The following is a 15,278-nucleotide window of genomic DNA, read 5'->3' as shown; positions in this document are numbered from 1 at the left end:
CACGACAGCGGCCCCTCTCCCTTCCGGGCGAGGGGCCGTTGTCGTACAGTCGCAGCCCCGCAACCCGTAACTGACATACCGTCAGACCACTGGAGGCATCATGCGGCTCGGGCTCGCACTCGGCTACTGGGGGCGCGGCCCCTCCGCGGACCACGTGCCGCTGGCGCAGGAGGCGGAGCGACTCGGCTACGACTCCGTGTGGACCGCGGAGTCATGGGGCTCCGACGCCTTCACGCCGCTCACCTGGATCGCCGCGCGGACCTCGCGGATCAGGCTGGGTACGGCCGTCGCGCAGATGGCGGCCCGCTCGCCGACCACGACGGCGATGCACGCGCTCACCCTGGACCATCTCTCCGGCGGACGGGTGATGCTGGGCCTGGGTCTGTCGGGGCCGCAGGTCGTCGAGGGCTGGTACGGCCGGCCGTTCCCGAGGTCGCCGCTGACCGCGACCCGGGAGTACGTCGACGTCGTACGGCAGGTCCTGCGGCGGGAGGCGCCCGTCGCGCTGGACGGCCGTTTCCACTCCCACCCGTATCGCGGCGAGGACGGCACCGGTCTCGGCAAGGCGCTGAAGCCGATCACGCACCCCCTGCGGGCCACACTGCCGATCCTGCTCGGCGCCGAGGGACCGAAGAACGTCGCCCAGACGGCCCGGATCGCGGACGGCTGGCTGCCGTTGTACTGGTCGCCGAGCCGGCCCGAGGTGTACACCGCGTCTCTCGGCAGCCTGCCGGAGGGTTTCCTCGTCGCCCCGATGGCCCGCGTGAAGGTCTGCGACGACGTCGCCGAGGGGCTCCTTCCCGTCAAGGCCATGCTCGGCTTCTACATCGGCGGGATGGGGCACGCGGCCCGCAACTTCCACGCCGACCTGATGGCGCGCATGGGGTACGAGGAGGAGGCGCGCCGGGTGCAGCGGCTGTTCCTGGAGGGCCGCCGGGAGGAGGCCGTGCTCGCGGTGCCGGACGCGTTCGCCGACGAGATATCGCTCGTCGGCCCGCGTGAACGCATCGCGGAGCGGCTGGAGTTGTGGCGCAAGGGGCCGGTGACCGACCTGCTCGCCCTGTCCCCCGACCCGCACAGCCTGCGGGTGCTGGCCGAGCTCAACTCCTGAGCGGTCGGCACCGGGAAGCCCGTCGCCGGACAGGCGTCACCGGAAGAGCGCCGGCGCCTCCATGGTCGCCGCACGGTGTCCTCCCGCCGGCCGGTCATCCTGCCGAGGCGGCGGGCCGTGAAGGCACCCCTCCCGTTTCCCTTCCGGTTTCAAACAGGAATTCGGGGCCATCCGAAAGGCATGTCCCCTTATCGCAGCGGCTCCAACTCCGCAGGGACGGTCATCGCGGTCGTCGCGGACATCATGGCCGTCATCCTCGGACTGTGGATTCTGATGTACCTGCTGGACGCCAACCGGGCCAACGACCTGGTGCAGTTCGTCCACGACGCGGCAGCCTGGCTGGCCGGCTGGTCGCGTGACCTGTTCACCTTCGACGAGGCCTGGGCACGGGTCGTGGCGGGTTACGGTCTGGCGGCCGTGGTCTACCTGTTCGTGGGCCACGCCATCGCCAACCGGATGCACCGGCACTGATCAGGGCCGCGGCCCGAAGACCCCCCACTGCGGCTGGGCGCTCCCCCCGGGGCGCTCAGCCGCAGCAGTCCGGATCCAGGCCCCGCGGCAGCAGGTCGCCGCCGAACACCGTGCAGGTCGCCTCGTGCCCGCCGAGGGCGGCGACCGCGAGGAGCAGCGAGCCGGCCGTCCACGTGGTCAGTTCCTCGGGCCACAGGGCCTCGTCGTCGAAGACGTATCCCGTCCAGTACAGGCCGCTCTCCGCGTCGCGCAGGTGCTGGATCGCCTGGAGGATCTCCAGAGCCCGGTCGGACTCGCCCACCGCCCACAGGGCCAGGGCCAGTTCGGCCGACTCGCCGCCGGTCACCCACGCGTTGGGGATGACGCAGCGCACTCCGAAACCGGGTACGACGAAGCGGTCCCAGCCCTCCTCGATACGGGACTTGGCCTCCGCGCCCGTCAACGCGCCGCCGAGCACCGGGTAGTACCAGTCCATCGAGTAGCGGTCCTTGTCGAGGAACCGCTCGGGGTGCCTGCGGATCGCGTGCCGGAGCGCGCCCGCGGCCAACTCCCAGTCGGGTTGCGGCTCTTCGCGCTGTTCGGCGATGGCGAGCGCGCAGCGCAGCGCGTGGTGGATGGAGGAGGAACCGGTCAGCAGGGCGTCCGCGGTGTCCGTGCCGTCGTCCTCGCGCTTCCAGCCGATCTGCCCGCCGGGCCGCTGGAGCCGCAGCACGAACTCGATCGCCGCGTGGACGGACGGCCACAGCCGGTCCAGGAAGGTGTCGTCGCCGGTCGATAGGTAGTGGTGCCAGACACCTACGGCTATGTAGGCGACGAAGTTCGTCTCCCGGCCCCGGTCGGTGACCGCCGCGAAGTCCCCGTCGGCGTAGGCCGCGTACCAGGAGCCGTCCGGGTTCTGGTGCCGGGCCAGCCAGTCGTAGGCGCGCTCGGCGGCCTCGTGCTCGCCCGCCGCGTCCAGCGCCATCGCGGCCTCGGTGTGGTCCCACGGGTCGAGGTGGTGGCCCCGGAACCAGGGGATCGCGCCGTCCTCCCGCTGTACGGCGAGGATGCCGCGGACGGTCGCGGCAGCCTGCTCGGCGGTGAGGACCCCGGCCAGGACGAGGTGTTCCGTCCGGGGCGTGGTCACTTGGTGGCCGCCTCGGGGGACTCGGACAGTACGGGCAGGTGCGGTTTGGTCGCGTACGCCACGAAGCTCTTGCCGATCAGCGGGTTCAGCGCCTGCTCGGCGACCCGCGTCGCGAGCGGCTTCTTCATGATGTCCCAGACCAGCAGCTTGTGGTACGCCCGCACCGGCAGGGCGCGGTCGTTGTCGACGCCGAACGCGCACTTCAGCCACCAGTACGGCGAGTGCAGCGCGTGCGCGTGGTGGCTGCCGTAGGGGCGCAGGCCGGCCTCCCGGATTTTGCCGAGGAGTTCGTCCGCGCGGTAGATGCGGATGTGACCGCCCTCGACCTCGTGGTAGGCGTCGGACAGTGCCCAGCAGACCTTCTCGGGGCCGTAGCGCGGGACGGTGATCGCGATGCGGCCGCCGGGCTTCAACACCCGGACCATCTCGGCGAGTACGCCCTTGTCGTCGGGGATGTGCTCCATGACCTCGGAGATGATGACGACGTCGAAGGACTCGTCGGGGAAGGGCAGCGCGAGGGCGTCGCCCTCCATGGCCGTCGCGGTGGCGCCGGCCGGCGCCTCGCCGGCCTCCTTCATCGCCGCGAACCACTTCGCGACCTCGCGGATCTCCTCGCCGTTCTGGTCAAGCGCCACGACCTGGGCTCCGCGCCGGTAGCACTCGAACGCGTGCCGGCCGGCACCGCATCCGAGGTCCAGGACACGGTCGCCCGGGGCGAGCGGGAACCGGGAGAAGTCGACGGTCAGCACGTGGCCCTGCTTTCGCGGTTGGAATCGACGTCTGTCACGTGTGCGGCGACGGCCGCGTCCCGCGCCGGGGGCGCGGGGGCGGTGGAGTTCACGGGGGTGCCCGCAGCGGGAGCCGGGGTGCCGGGCGTGGCGCCCGTGGCCTCGGCGATGGCCTCCCGGTACCTGGCCACGGTGCCCTCGGCCGCCCGGGCCCAGGTGAACCGCTCCAGCACGCGCCGACGTCCGGCCGTGCCGAGCCGCGCCCGCAGCTCCGGGTCGGCCAGCAGCCGGCTCAGGCCCGCCGCGAGCGCCCCGGCGTCACCCGGCGGTACCGCCAGGCACGTCTCGCCGTCCCGGCCCGCGACCTCCGGGATCGCCCCACCGGTCGTGGCCACCAGGGGCGTGCCGGTCGCCATGGCCTCGGCGGCCGGCAGCGAGAAGCCCTCGTACAGCGACGGCACACAGGCGACCTGCGCCGAGCGCACCAGGTCGACGAGTTCGGCGTCGGAGATGCCCTTGACGAACTCGACGGCGCCCTCGAGGCCGTACCGCTCGACCGCCTGGGCGACCGGTCCCTCCGTGGGGCGTTTGCCGACGACGACGAGGTGGGCGTCGGGGTGCTCGGTGCGAACCTTGGCGAGTGCCTCGACGAGGTGGACCAGACCCTTGAGCGGTACGTCGGCGCTGGACGTCGTCACGATCCGGCCCGGTCGCCGCGGGACCGAGGGGTCGGGCGAGAACAGGTCGGTGTCGGCGCCGATGTGGACGACGTGGATGCGGTCCTGACGCACGCCCAGGTCGTCGATGATCTCCTGCCGGGACGTACCGGAGACGGTGAGCACCGACGGCAGGCGGCGGGCGACGCGCTTCTGCATGCGCGTGAAGGCGTACCAGCGCCGCACGGACAGCCTGCGCCGCCGGCTCTCCGCCGCGTCCAGGTCCAGCCGGCGGTCCACGGTGATGGGGTGGTGGATGGTGGTGACCAGGGGCGCGCCGACGTCACCCAACAGGCCGTAGCCGAGCGTCTGGTTGTCGTGGATGACGTCGAAGTCGCCGCGCCGGGCACGCAGTTGACGGCGGGCGCGGAGCGAGAAGGTGAGCGGTTCGGGGAAGCCGCCGGTCCACATGGTGGCGACCTCGAGCGCGTCGATCCAGTCGCGGTACTCGCCGCGCCCCGGGGTGCGGAAGGGGTCCGGCTGCCGGTAGAGGTCGAGGCTGGGCAGTTCGGTGAGGCTCAGGCCTTCGTAGCCCTCGTCGAGGACGGGGTAGGGCTGGGAGCCGATGACCTCCACCCGGTGGCCCAGGCGCACGAGTTCACGCGAGAGATGCCGGACGTAGACGCCCTGGCCGCCGCAGAACGGGTTTCCCTTGTAGGTGAGGAGTGCGATGCGGAGCGGTCGCTCTCCCCCACCGGCCGCCTCGCTGGAGCGGGAGCGACCCCCACCGGCCGCGAGGTCGTCCGGAGACCCCGCCTGACTGGCCTCAGCGGTCACTCTGGGCCCCCTTCTGCCTGCACTGTCCCGCGACATTACGCCGGGCGCTAATCTAGAACAAGTTTCAGACTTGATCGTTCAGGAGGCTCTGAATCTACCGGCAGGTAGGGACACTGTGAGCAGTGGATCAGGTGATTCACGCCACGGCACAGGCTCCTGCCATGCTGTCCGATCACCAGCCCTCACCGACCGTCACGGAACGAGATCCATGCCTGCGCAAGCCAAGCCGGCCAAGGTGGAAGCCAGTACCGCGCGAACGGCCTCGGCGTCCCTCACCGAGCGTCAGGAGGCGCGCCGGCGCCGCATCCTGCACGCCAGCGCCCAGCTGGCCAGCCGGGGCGGCTTCGACGCGGTGCAGATGCGCGAGGTCGCGGAGTCCTCCCAGGTCGCTCTCGGCACCCTCTACCGCTACTTCCCGTCCAAGGTGCACCTGCTGGTGGCCACGATGCAGGACCAGCTGGAACACATGCACGGCACGCTGCGCAAGAAGCCGCCGACGGGCGAGACGGCGGCCGAGCGGGTCGCGGAGACCTTGATGCGCGCCTTCCGCGCCCTGCAGCGCGAGCCGCACCTGGCGGACGCGATGGTCCGCGCCCTGACCTTCGCGGACCGCAGCGTCTCCCCCGAGGTCGACCAGGTCTCCCGCCAGACCACCGTGATCATTCTGGACGCGATGGGCCTGGACGACCCGACCCCTGACCAGCTCTCGGCGGTCCGTGTCATCGAACACACCTGGCACTCGGCCCTGATCACCTGGCTCTCGGGCCGCGCCTCGATCGCCCAGGTGAAGATCGACATCGAGACGGTGTGCCGGCTGATCGACCTGACGTCGACGGACGGGTGACGGGCGCCACCACCACCGGCGCCTCGCCACCGGGGCTCACTCCTCCGGTGCCGGCGGCACCGCCGCGTCGACGTGGCGGCGGCGGTGCGCGCCACGGTCCGCGGCACGCCACCACCGGCGCCTCGCCACCGAGACCCACGCCTCCGGTGCCGCCGGCACCACAGGCGCCTCGCCACCGAGGCTCACTCATCCCGTGCCGGACGCCCTCGCCACCGGCACCTCGCCACCGAGGCTCACTCCTCCGGCGGGAACACCGCCTCCCCGCTGCCCAGCAGCGAGATCATGATGGCCTCCACGGGGCAGCTCTCCGCCGCCGCGAGGACCTTCTCGTTGGCGTCGGACTCCGGCTCGACCGGTCGGGACTGGCGGGCGGTGTCCAGGCGGAAGCCGGCCGGGGCGTGATGGACGCACTGGGCCGAGCCGATGCAGAGGGAGCGGTCGACCTCGACCTGCCAGCGGTCGCCCGCCCCCACAGTCGGCTGCGCTCGCGCGGGAGGTACGCCCATCGCTCAGCCCTCCCAGCCGGCCGGGAGGTGGATCATCTTGTGTTCCAGGAACTCGCCGTATCCCTCGGGCCCGAACTCCCTGCCGAGGCCGGAGTTCTTGTAGCCGCCGAAGGGGCCGAGCATGTCGAGGCTGAAGGTGTTCACCGAGTACGTGCCGGTACGGACCTGGCGGGCGACCTCGATGCCGTGCTCGACGTCGGCCGTCCACACGCTGCCGCTGAGCCCGTAGTCGGAGTCGTTCGCGATCTTCACGGCCTCGGACTCGTCGCCGTAGGGGAGGAGGCAGATCACCGGTCCGAAGATCTCCTCGCGGGCGATCCGCATGGAGTTGTCCACGTCGCCGAAGAGGGTCGGCTCGACGTACCAGCCGCGGTCCAGGCCCGGCGGACGGCCACCGCCGGTGAGGATCTTGGCGCCCTCCTCCTGGCCGATGCGGATGTAGTCGAGGTTGCGCTGTTGCTGGCGCCTGGCCACCAGCGGGCCGACCTGGGTCGCCGGGTCCAGCGGGTCGCCGACCACCAGCGCGCTCGCGGCCTGGGCGAAGGCGTCGGCGAACTCGTCGTAGCGGGAGCGCGGCAGCAGGATGCGCGTCTGGGCGACGCAGGCCTGGCCGTTGTTCATCCAGGCCGCGGAGACGATGCCGGGGACGGCGGTGGCGAGCTCCGCGTCCGGCAGCACCACCGCCGCCGACTTGCCGCCCAGCTCCAGGGTGACGCGGGTGAGGTTGCGCGCGGCGACCTCCATCACGCGTTTGCCGGCCGCGACCGAGCCCGTGAAGGAGACCTTGTCGACGCCGGGGTGCCCGACCAGGTACTCGCTCACCTCGCGGTCCGCCGGGAGGATGGAGAGCACGCCCTCCGGCAGGCCGGCCTCCCGCGCGATCTCGCCGAGGATGTACGCGTCCAGCGGCGACTCCGGCGACGGCTTGAGCACGACCGTGCAGCCGGTGAGCAGCGCGGGCGCGAGCTTGGCGGCGGCCACGAACTGCGGGACGTTCCAGGGGGCGACGGCCGCGACGACTCCGACCGGCTCGCGCCGCACGAGGATGCGGCCGAGGACGCCGGCGCGCTTCTCCTCGTAGGTGAAGTTCCGCGCGACCGTGATCGCCGCGTCCCACACCATCATCGCGCCGAGGGCCTGCGCGAGGACGCTCCAGGAGTACGGCGACCCGTTCTCGGAGGAGATCACGCGGGCGATCTCCTCGTGCCGTACGGCGATGGCGTCCTTGATCCGGCCGACCACCTCGATCCGCTCGTCGAGCGTCATCCGCGGCCAGGGTCCCTGGTCGAAGGCCCGGCGGGCCGCGGCGACCGCCCGGTCCACGTCCGCCGTGGAGGCGTGCGGGACCCGGCCGATGACCTCCTCGGTGTGCGGGGAGATCACCTCGATGACGTCCTTGCCCAGGGGGTCGGTCAACTCCCCGCCGATGAACAGCTGTCCGTGTTCCACGAGCTCGAGCTCGGTCATGGCGACTGCCTCCCGGGGCCGTTCCGGCCACTTCTCTGACGATCCATCAGATTCTCGGATACGAAGACTGATACCAGTTCCGTTCGCCGGAGTCCACGGACGGGACGTCCACGGGAAGGTCGGCTCGGGCTCCCATCGAAACTCGTTCTAGTTATAGTGACCGGAACGCGGCGATTGGGGAGCCATGACGCAGGTGTACGACCACGGCGGCGGCGTACGGTCCATCGAGGTCCCCATCCCGGACAACCCCCTGGGCCACACCCTTGTCTACGTCGTCGACACCGACCGCGGCCCGGTGCTGATCGACACCGGCTGGGACGACCCCGCCTCCTGGGACACCCTGGCCGAGGGACTGGTGGCGTGCGGCACCGCGGCCGGCGAGATCCACGGTGTGGTGATCACCCACCACCACCCCGACCACCACGGCCTGTCGGGCCGCGTCCGTGAGGCCTCCGGCGCCTGGATCGCGATGCACGCGGCCGACACGGCCCTCGTACGGCGGGCCCGCTCCACCGGCCTCGACCGGTGGTTCACCTACATGTCCGCCAAGCTCGCGGCCGCCGGCGCCCCCGAGACCCATGTGGCCCCCCTGCGCGCCGCCCGCCCCAGCACCCTGCCCGGCCTCTCCCCCGCCCTCCCGGACCGGGAGATCGTCCCCGGCGAACTCCTCGACCTCCCCGGCCGCCGGCTGCGCGCGATCTGGACCCCGGGCCACACGCCCGGCCACGTCTGCCTCCACCTGGAGGAACAGCATCCCGCCCGACTCCCGGGCCACGGGCGGCTGTTCTCCGGAGACCACCTGCTTCCCGGGATCACCCCGCACATCGGCCTCTACGAGGACCCCGACGACGCCACCGTCACCGACCCGCTCGGCGACTACCTCGACTCCCTGGAACGCGTCGGCCGCCTCGCCCCCGCCGAGGTACTCCCCGCCCACCAGCACGTCTTCACCGACGCGGCCTCCCGCGTGGGCGAGTTGCTCACCCACCACGAGGACCGCCTCACCGGCCTGCTGACCCTCCTGGCCGACCCGCTCACCCCCTGGCAGCTCGCCGAACGCATGGAGTGGAACCGCCCCTGGGACCAGATCCCCTACGGCTCGAGGAACATCGCCGTGTCGGAGGCGGAGGCCCACCTGCGCCGCCTGGTGAAACTGGGGCGGGCGGAGGCGGTGCCGGAGAGCGACCCGGTGACGTACGTGGCGGTGTGAACCACGCGCGCCGGTGGGTGCGTCGCCGACGGGCCGACCGGCCCCCCGTCACCGGCACGCGCCGAATCCACCCGGCACACAGGCGGCCCTCAGGGGTCTTGTTACGGGCCGGTAGAGTGGCGGCGTCGTCATCACACCCGTACGGGGGGAAGCCGGTGCAATTCCGGCGCTGACCCGCAACCGTGAGCCGTTCGCCAAGGACGGTGAGCCGGATCACCCCGCGCGGTACGTGACCGGCTCAACGCGCATCGGCAGCCGGCCGGTGTGCGGCACCGTCGAGGTTTCACGGAGCCGAGCCGCCGGGGTGTCCCGTGCTGCCCGGCTCTCCGCAGGAGAGGGCACCCGCCGATCATGAACGTCCGCCGCAGCGCCGCGGTTCTGGCCGCCATAGCCGTGACCGGCGTGGCCTCGCCCGCCGTCGCCGCCGATCCGTCCCCGTCCGCGTCGCCGTCGGTGGCGCTGCCGTCCGGGCTGTACGGCACCACCGACCCGCAGTACGACGGGGTCTGGCGGCAGTCGCTCGCCCTGCTCGCCCAGAAGACCGTGGGAGTGAAGCCCGCCGCCGAGGCCGTGGACTGGCTGGCTGGGCAGCAGTGCGCGAGCGGGGCGTTCGCGCCGTTCCGTGCCGACACCGCCAAGGCCTGCGACGCCAAGCTGCTGGTCGACAGCAACAGCACGGCCGCCGCCGTACAGGCACTGGCCGCGCTCGGCGGGCACGAGGCCGAGACCGGCAAGGCCGTCGGCTGGCTGAAGTCCGTGCAGAACAAGGACGGCGGCTGGGGCTACGCCCCGGGCGGGCCCAGCGACACGAACTCGACGTCGGCCGTCATCGGCGCCCTCACCGCCACCGGCGAGAAGCCCGCCGACGTGGTGAAGGGCGGCAAGTCGCCGTACGACGCCCTGCTGAAGCTCGCCCTCCCCTGCGACGGGGACGGGGCGGGCGCCTTCGCCTACCAGCCGGACAAGAAGGGCAGGCTCGCCGCCAACGAGGACGCGACCGCCGCGGGTGTGGTCGGCGCGCTGGGCAAGGGGCTGGCCGGGGAGTCCGTGAAGCCGACCGACGCGCCCGTGACGTGCGAGGACGCCAACGACCCCGAGCAGGCGGCGAACAACGGCGCCGCCCACCTCGTACAGGCCCTCGCCAAGGACGCACATCTGACGTCGGCTCTTCCCGGCTCCGAGGACCAGCCGGACTACGGCAACACGGCCGACGCGGTCCTCGCCCTCGCCACCGCCGGCCACGGCGAGAAGGCGGCCGACGCGATGCGCTGGCTGGAGGCCAACTTCCAGAAGTGGGCGCGTCAGGGCGGCCCGGCCGCGTACGCGGAGCTGATCCTCGCCGCGCACGCGGAGTCCTCCGACGTGCGCGACTTCGGCGGCCAGGACCTGGTGAAGCTCCTCAACGCGACCGGCCCCACGCCCGCCTCCGTCCCCGCCGTCTCCGCCGCCACGTCGGACGGCGCGAAGAGCGACGAGAGCAGCCGGGGCGACGACGGCCTCAACGTGTGGTGGGTCGTCGGTGTCGGTCTCGTCGCCGGCATCGGCATCGGCATCCTGATCAGCGGCCGCAACAGGAGGCGGCAGCCGTGACGCGCCGCCGCGCCGCCGTACTGCTCCTCGCCCTCTTCCTGCTGGGCAACGCGACCCAGGCCCGGGCCGCCGGCTATCGCTACTGGTCCTTCTGGGACCGCACCGGCGGTCACTGGACCTACGCCACGCAGGGCCCGTCGACCAGCCGCCCCACCGACGGCGACGTCCAGGGGTTCCGCTTCTCGGTCAGCGAGGACTCCGGCGACTCGGCGCAGCCGCGCGGCGCGGCCGACTTCGCGTCGATCTGCGCGCGAACGCCCGCGGCGGACGGCAGGAAGCGGGTGGCTCTCGTCGTCGACTTCGGTACGCCGGCGGACGCCCCGTCCGGCGAGACCCCGCCCTCGGCGCGCACCGCCTGCGCCCGGGTGACCTCGGACGCGACGACGGCCGAAGCGCTGGCCTCGGTGGCCAAACCACTGCGCTACGACGCAAACGCCCTGCTGTGCGCGATCGCCGGCTACCCGAAGACGGGCTGCGGGGAGCAGGTGGCGGCCGGCGAGAGCAAGCACGCGAGCGCGAAGCAGAAGCCTGCCACGAACGACGACGGCCCCTCCCTCGGCCTGCTCGCCGGTGCCGCGGTCGTGGCGGTGCTCGGCGGGGCGGCCGTATGGCAGGCGAGGCGGCGCAGGAATGCGCCGTAGGCCCCGGCTGCCGGGCTTCGAGGGGAACGGCTTCGAGCGGAAGGACTTGGGACGGCCGGACCTCGGGCGGCCGGGCCCCCGACGGGTCGGCGGGGCGCTGCACCCCGGCGCGTGGTGGCTGTGGGCGCTGTCCCTCGGCACCGCGGCCACCCGCACCACCAACCCCCTCCTCCTCGCCCTTCTCATCGCCACCTCCGCCTACGTCGTGGCCACCCACCGCCCCGACACCCCCACCGCCCGCTCCTACACCGCGTTCGTCAAACTCGCCCTGGCCGTCCTCGCCGTCCGCCTCGGTTTCGCGGTCGTCCTCGGCTCCCCCGTCCCCGGCACGCATGTGGTCGTCACCCTGCCCGAAGTGCCGCTCCCGCACTGGGCCCAGGGCATCCGCCTCGGCGGCAGGGTCACCGCGGAGGGCCTCCTCTTCGCGCTGTACGACGGCCTGAAACTGGCCACGCTCCTCATCTGCGTCGGCGCCGCGAACGCCCTCGCCAACCCGGCCCGGCTCCTCAAGTCCCTGCCGGGCGCCCTGTACGAGACCGGCGTGGCCGTGGTCGTGGCCCTCACCTTCGCCCCGAACCTCATCGCCGACGCGCAGCGGCTGCGCGCCGCACGCCGGCTGCGCGGTCGTCCCGACCGGGGCGTACGCGGCCTACTGCATGTGGGACTGCCGGTCCTGGAGGGCGCGTTGGAGCGCTCCGTCGCCCTCGCCGCCGCGATGGACGCCCGCGGCTACGGCCGCAGCGCCGACGTGCCGCCCACGGTCCGCCGTACCACCGCCGTCCTCACCCTGGGCGGCCTCCTCGGCGTCTGCGCCGGAACGTACGGCGTACTGACCGCGGCCGGCGGCACCTACGGCCTCCCCCTCCTCCTCGTCGGCCTCGTCTGCGCCCTCGCCGGCCTGCGCCTCGGTGGCCGCCGCTCCCTGCGCACCCGTTACCGCCCCGACCGGTGGGACGCGCGGGCCTGGCTGGTCACCGGGTCCGGCGTCGCGGTCGCAGCGCTGCTGACCCTCGCCGCCGCCGGCGACCCCGAGGCACTGCATCCCGGTGTGGTCCCCCTCGTCGCCCCCACGCTGCCCATGTGGCCGGCGGCGGCCGTACTCGTCGGTCTGCTCCCGGCGTTCGTCGTGCCCACCGCCCGGGCCGACTCCGGTACCCGGCCCGCGCCCGCCGCCCCCGCGTCCTTCGAAAGCCCCTCCCCCAAGGAGCCGTCGTGATCCGCTTCGAGAACGTCTCCGTGACGTACGACGGCGTCCCCGAACCCACCGTCCGCGGCGTGGACTTCGAGGTCCCGGAAGGTGAACTCGTCCTCCTCGTCGGCCCGTCCGGTGTCGGCAAGTCCACGATCCTCGGGGCGGTCAGCGGCCTCGTCCCGCACTTCACCGGCGGCACCCTGCGCGGCCGCGTCACGGTGGCCGGCCGCGACACCCGCACCCACAAGCCTCGCGAACTCGCCGATGTCGTCGGCACGGTGGGCCAGGATCCACTGTCCCACTTCGTCACGGACACCGTGGAGGACGAACTCGCCTACGGCATGGAGTCGTTGGGCCTCGCACCGGACGTGATGCGCCGCCGCGTCGAGGAGACCCTCGACCTCCTCGGCCTGACCGGCCTGCGCGACCGCCCCATCTCCACCCTCTCCGGCGGCCAGCAGCAACGCGTCGCGATCGGTTCCGTCCTCACCCCGCACCCCCAGGTCCTGGTCCTCGACGAACCGACATCCGCCCTGGACCCGGCCGCCGCGGAGGAGGTCCTCGCGGTCCTCCAGCGCCTCGTGCACGACCTCGGCACGACGGTCCTCATGGCCGAACACCGCCTGGAACGCGTCATCCAGTACGCCGACCAGGTCGCCCTCCTGCCGTCCCCGGGAGCGGCGCCGGTCCTCGGCACCCCGGCCGCCGTCATGGCCGTGTCCCCGGTGTACCCGCCGGTGGTGGACCTGGGCCGGCTGGCGGACTGGTCGCCCCTGCCCCTCACCGTGCGGGACGCGCGACGCCGGGCACCGGCACTCCGTGAACGGCTGACGGAGCGGGCGGAGGCGGCAGAGCGGGCTGAGGCAGCACAGCGGGCGCCGGCCAGGGAAGAGGCGTCGGCCACGGCGGAGGCGCAGCGGGCGGAATCGACCTCACCGCCACCCGCACCCAAGGCACTCCGGCACGCACCCTCCCGCTGGTGGCGGCGCCGTCACCGGCCGTCCGACTCCGCGAGGTCCGCACCCGTGGCACACGCTGCGCACGCGGCCGAGGTCCGCTCCCTCGCCGTCCGGCGCGGTCGCGTCCAGGCGCTGCGTCACGTCGACCTGACCGTCACCCCCGGGGAGACGATCGCGCTCATGGGCCGCAACGGCGCCGGCAAGTCCACGCTGCTCGCCGCACTCGTCGGACTCGTGGAACCCGCGTCCGGTTCGGTGCGGGTCGGCGACGCCGTACCGCATCGCACGGCGCCCCCCGACCTCGTACGCCGCGTCGGCCTCGTACCGCAGGAGCCGCGCGACCTGCTGTACGCCGACACGGTCGCCGCCGAATGCGCCCACGCCGACCGCGACGCGGGCGCCGCCCCCGGCACCTGCCGGGCCCTGGTCTCCGGCCTCCTCCCCGGCATCGCCGACGACACGCATCCCCGTGACCTCTCCGAGGGGCAGCGGCTCACCCTCGCGCTGGCCGTCGTCCTGACCGCCCGTCCTCCCCTCCTCCTGCTCGACGAGCCGACCCGCGGCCTGGACTACGCGGCGAAGGGCCGCCTGGTCGCGGTCCTGCGCGGCCTCGCGGCCGAGGGGCACGCCGTCGTGCTGGCCACGCACGACGTGGAACTGGCCGCCGAGCTCGCCCACCGGGTGGTGCTGCTGGCCGACGGCGAGGTGATCGCCGACGGTCCGACGGCGGACGTGGTGGTGGCCTCCCCGTCCTTCGCCCCGCAGGTCACCAAGATCCTGGCCCCGCAGAAGTGGCTGACGGTCGCGCAGGTCAGGGAGGCGCTGGCATGACCGCCGCCCCCGCCTCCGTCCCCCAGGCCCGGCCCGTCCGTCTCGGCCCGCGTTCGCTCGTCGCCCTCGCGCTCGTCAGCGCCGTCGGCGTGGCCGCTCTGACCTGGCCGTTCCTCGCCCCGCCCGCCTCCCAGCTGAACGCCCACGCCCAGGACGCCCCCTGGCTCTTCGCCGGCTTGCTGATCCTGCTCGTGGCGGTGGTCACCGCGACGATCTCCGAGTCCGGCCTCGGTCCGAAGGCGGTCGCGATGCTCGGGGTGCTGGCCGCCACCGGCGCGGCTCTGCGCCCGATCGGCGCCGGGACCGCCGGCATCGAGCCCATGTTCTTCCTGATGGTGCTGAGCGGACGGGTGCTCGGTCCGGGGTTCGGCTTCGTTCTCGGCTCGGTCACGATGTTCGCGTCCGCGCTGCTCACGGGCGGGGTGGGTCCGTGGATGCCGTTCCAGATGCTCGCGATGGGCTGGTTCACGATGGGCGCGGGCCTGCTGCCGGGTCCCGACCGGCTGCGCGGCCGCGCCGAGCTGCTGCTCCTCGCCGCGTACGGCTTCCTGGCCGCCTTCGCCTACGGCACGGTGATGAACCTCGCCGGGTGGCCCTTCATGAACGAGAACGCCTCGAACATCGCCTTCGACCCCGACGCGGCGGTCCCCGCCAATCTGGCCCGCTTCCTCGCCTACTGCCTGGCCACCTCCCTCGGCTGGGACCTGGGCCGGGCACTGGTCACGGTCCTCCTCACGCTCGCCGTCGGACCGGCGGTGCTCAAGGCGCTGCGTCGCGCCACGCGCCGGGCGGCCTTCGAGACGCCGGTCACGTTCGACGGCCCCGCTGCGTGAGACGCCGTACGCCGACCGTCACGACAGGTTGGTCCAGCGGTGAACCATCCCACATGACGCAGGTCACGTACGAAGCCGGGCCGTAGCGGAAAACGCCTGGCATGCACCCGCCATTCTGGGGTCTGACCTGCGGTTTGAGAGCCACGTCACACGGGGGCCAATCCCCCCAGGTACGGCCGCAACTAGCAAATAGGGTATTTGCGGGCACTTCGCCGAACTGTTTCTCTGGATGACGTCGCACGGCGCCGACGTGCCCTCCAGGGCCTCGGCGCCGCT

Annotated in this window: 14 protein-coding genes and 1 riboswitch; of the genes, 9 read left to right on the top strand and 5 right to left on the bottom strand. The window is 72.9% G+C overall.

Going from position 1 to position 15,278, the window contains the following annotated elements:
• Nucleotides 1-100: 100 nt before the first annotated feature.
• On the top strand, nt 101-1,111 hold the full coding sequence (locus OG985_RS32215; protein WP_371671857.1) for an LLM class F420-dependent oxidoreductase: 1,011 nt from the start codon (nt 101-103) through the stop codon (nt 1,109-1,111).
• A 180-nt stretch (nt 1,112-1,291) separates the two neighbouring features.
• The gene (locus tag OG985_RS32210) at nt 1,292-1,582 is read left to right on the top strand and encodes a hypothetical protein (protein WP_371671856.1); all 291 of its coding nucleotides are present in this window, start codon (nt 1,292-1,294) and stop codon (nt 1,580-1,582) included.
• 55 nt (nt 1,583-1,637) lie between these two features.
• Here OG985_RS32210 and OG985_RS32205 read toward each other — a convergent pair whose 3' ends face one another.
• From OG985_RS32205 to OG985_RS32195, 3 genes are read right to left on the bottom strand one after another with little or no spacing between them, the layout of a single operon-like run.
• A complete protein-coding gene (locus OG985_RS32205) occupies nt 1,638-2,708 on the bottom strand; it encodes a prenyltransferase/squalene oxidase repeat-containing protein (RefSeq protein WP_371671855.1) in 1,071 nt (356 codons plus the stop codon).
• On the bottom strand, nt 2,705-3,457 hold the full coding sequence (locus tag OG985_RS32200; protein ID WP_371671854.1) for a class I SAM-dependent methyltransferase: 753 nt from the start codon (nt 3,455-3,457) through the stop codon (nt 2,705-2,707). Before OG985_RS32200 ends, OG985_RS32205 begins: the two co-directional genes overlap by 4 nt.
• A complete protein-coding gene (locus tag OG985_RS32195; protein ID WP_371671853.1) occupies nt 3,451-4,929 on the bottom strand; it encodes a glycosyltransferase family 4 protein in 1,479 nt (492 codons plus the stop codon). Before OG985_RS32195 ends, OG985_RS32200 begins: the two co-directional genes overlap by 7 nt.
• Nucleotides 4,930-5,137: 208 nt before the next feature.
• Here OG985_RS32195 and OG985_RS32190 point away from each other — a divergent pair, with 208 nt between their 5' ends.
• A complete protein-coding gene (locus OG985_RS32190) occupies nt 5,138-5,773 on the top strand; it encodes a TetR family transcriptional regulator (RefSeq protein WP_371671852.1) in 636 nt (211 codons plus the stop codon).
• A gap of 233 nt (nt 5,774-6,006) precedes the next feature.
• On the opposite strand, the gene OG985_RS32185 is transcribed toward OG985_RS32190, so the two are convergent.
• On the bottom strand, nt 6,007-6,279 hold the full coding sequence (locus tag OG985_RS32185; protein ID WP_371671851.1) for a ferredoxin: 273 nt from the start codon (nt 6,277-6,279) through the stop codon (nt 6,007-6,009).
• A gap of 3 nt (nt 6,280-6,282) precedes the next feature.
• Nucleotides 6,283-7,746 (bottom strand): aldehyde dehydrogenase, encoded by a 1,464-nt coding sequence (locus OG985_RS32180; RefSeq protein WP_371671850.1) that lies wholly within the window; start codon nt 7,744-7,746, stop codon nt 6,283-6,285.
• A 184-nt stretch (nt 7,747-7,930) separates the two neighbouring features.
• On the opposite strand from OG985_RS32180, the gene OG985_RS32175 reads away from it, so the two are divergent.
• The 6 genes from OG985_RS32175 (at nt 7,931) to OG985_RS32150 (ending at nt 15,002) form a co-directional block, all read left to right on the top strand.
• Nucleotides 7,931-8,956 carry an MBL fold metallo-hydrolase gene (locus OG985_RS32175; RefSeq protein WP_371671849.1) on the top strand — a complete coding sequence of 342 codons (1,026 nt, stop codon included), beginning with the start codon at nt 7,931-7,933 and terminating at the stop codon, nt 8,954-8,956.
• Nucleotides 8,957-9,054: 98 nt separating this feature from the next.
• Nucleotides 9,055-9,196: riboswitch (cobalamin riboswitch) on the top strand.
• Nucleotides 9,197-9,307: 111 nt separating this feature from the next.
• Entirely contained in the window at nt 9,308-10,546 is a 1,239-nt protein-coding gene (locus OG985_RS32170) for a prenyltransferase/squalene oxidase repeat-containing protein (protein ID WP_371671848.1), read from the top strand.
• The gene (locus OG985_RS32165) at nt 10,543-11,187 is read left to right on the top strand and encodes an SCO2322 family protein (RefSeq protein ID WP_371671847.1); all 645 of its coding nucleotides are present in this window, start codon (nt 10,543-10,545) and stop codon (nt 11,185-11,187) included. Before OG985_RS32170 ends, OG985_RS32165 begins: the two co-directional genes overlap by 4 nt.
• Nucleotides 11,177-12,403: an energy-coupling factor transporter transmembrane component T gene (locus OG985_RS32160; protein ID WP_371671846.1), complete on the top strand. Its 1,227-nt coding sequence runs from the start codon at nt 11,177-11,179 to the stop codon at nt 12,401-12,403. Before OG985_RS32165 ends, OG985_RS32160 begins: the two co-directional genes overlap by 11 nt.
• The gene (locus OG985_RS32155; RefSeq protein WP_371671845.1) at nt 12,400-14,169 is read left to right on the top strand and encodes an ABC transporter ATP-binding protein; all 1,770 of its coding nucleotides are present in this window, start codon (nt 12,400-12,402) and stop codon (nt 14,167-14,169) included. Before OG985_RS32160 ends, OG985_RS32155 begins: the two co-directional genes overlap by 4 nt.
• Nucleotides 14,166-15,002, top strand: coding sequence for an ECF transporter S component (locus tag OG985_RS32150; RefSeq protein WP_371671844.1), 837 nt, complete (start codon nt 14,166-14,168; stop codon nt 15,000-15,002). Before OG985_RS32155 ends, OG985_RS32150 begins: the two co-directional genes overlap by 4 nt.
• Nucleotides 15,003-15,278 lie beyond the last annotated feature (276 nt).

This window comes from Streptomyces sp. NBC_00289 (genome assembly GCF_041435115.1).
Taxonomy (GTDB): Bacteria; Actinomycetota; Actinomycetes; order Streptomycetales; family Streptomycetaceae; genus Streptomyces.
Note: the sequence above shows the minus strand (reverse complement) of the source record. Positions and strands in the feature narration are given on the sequence as shown.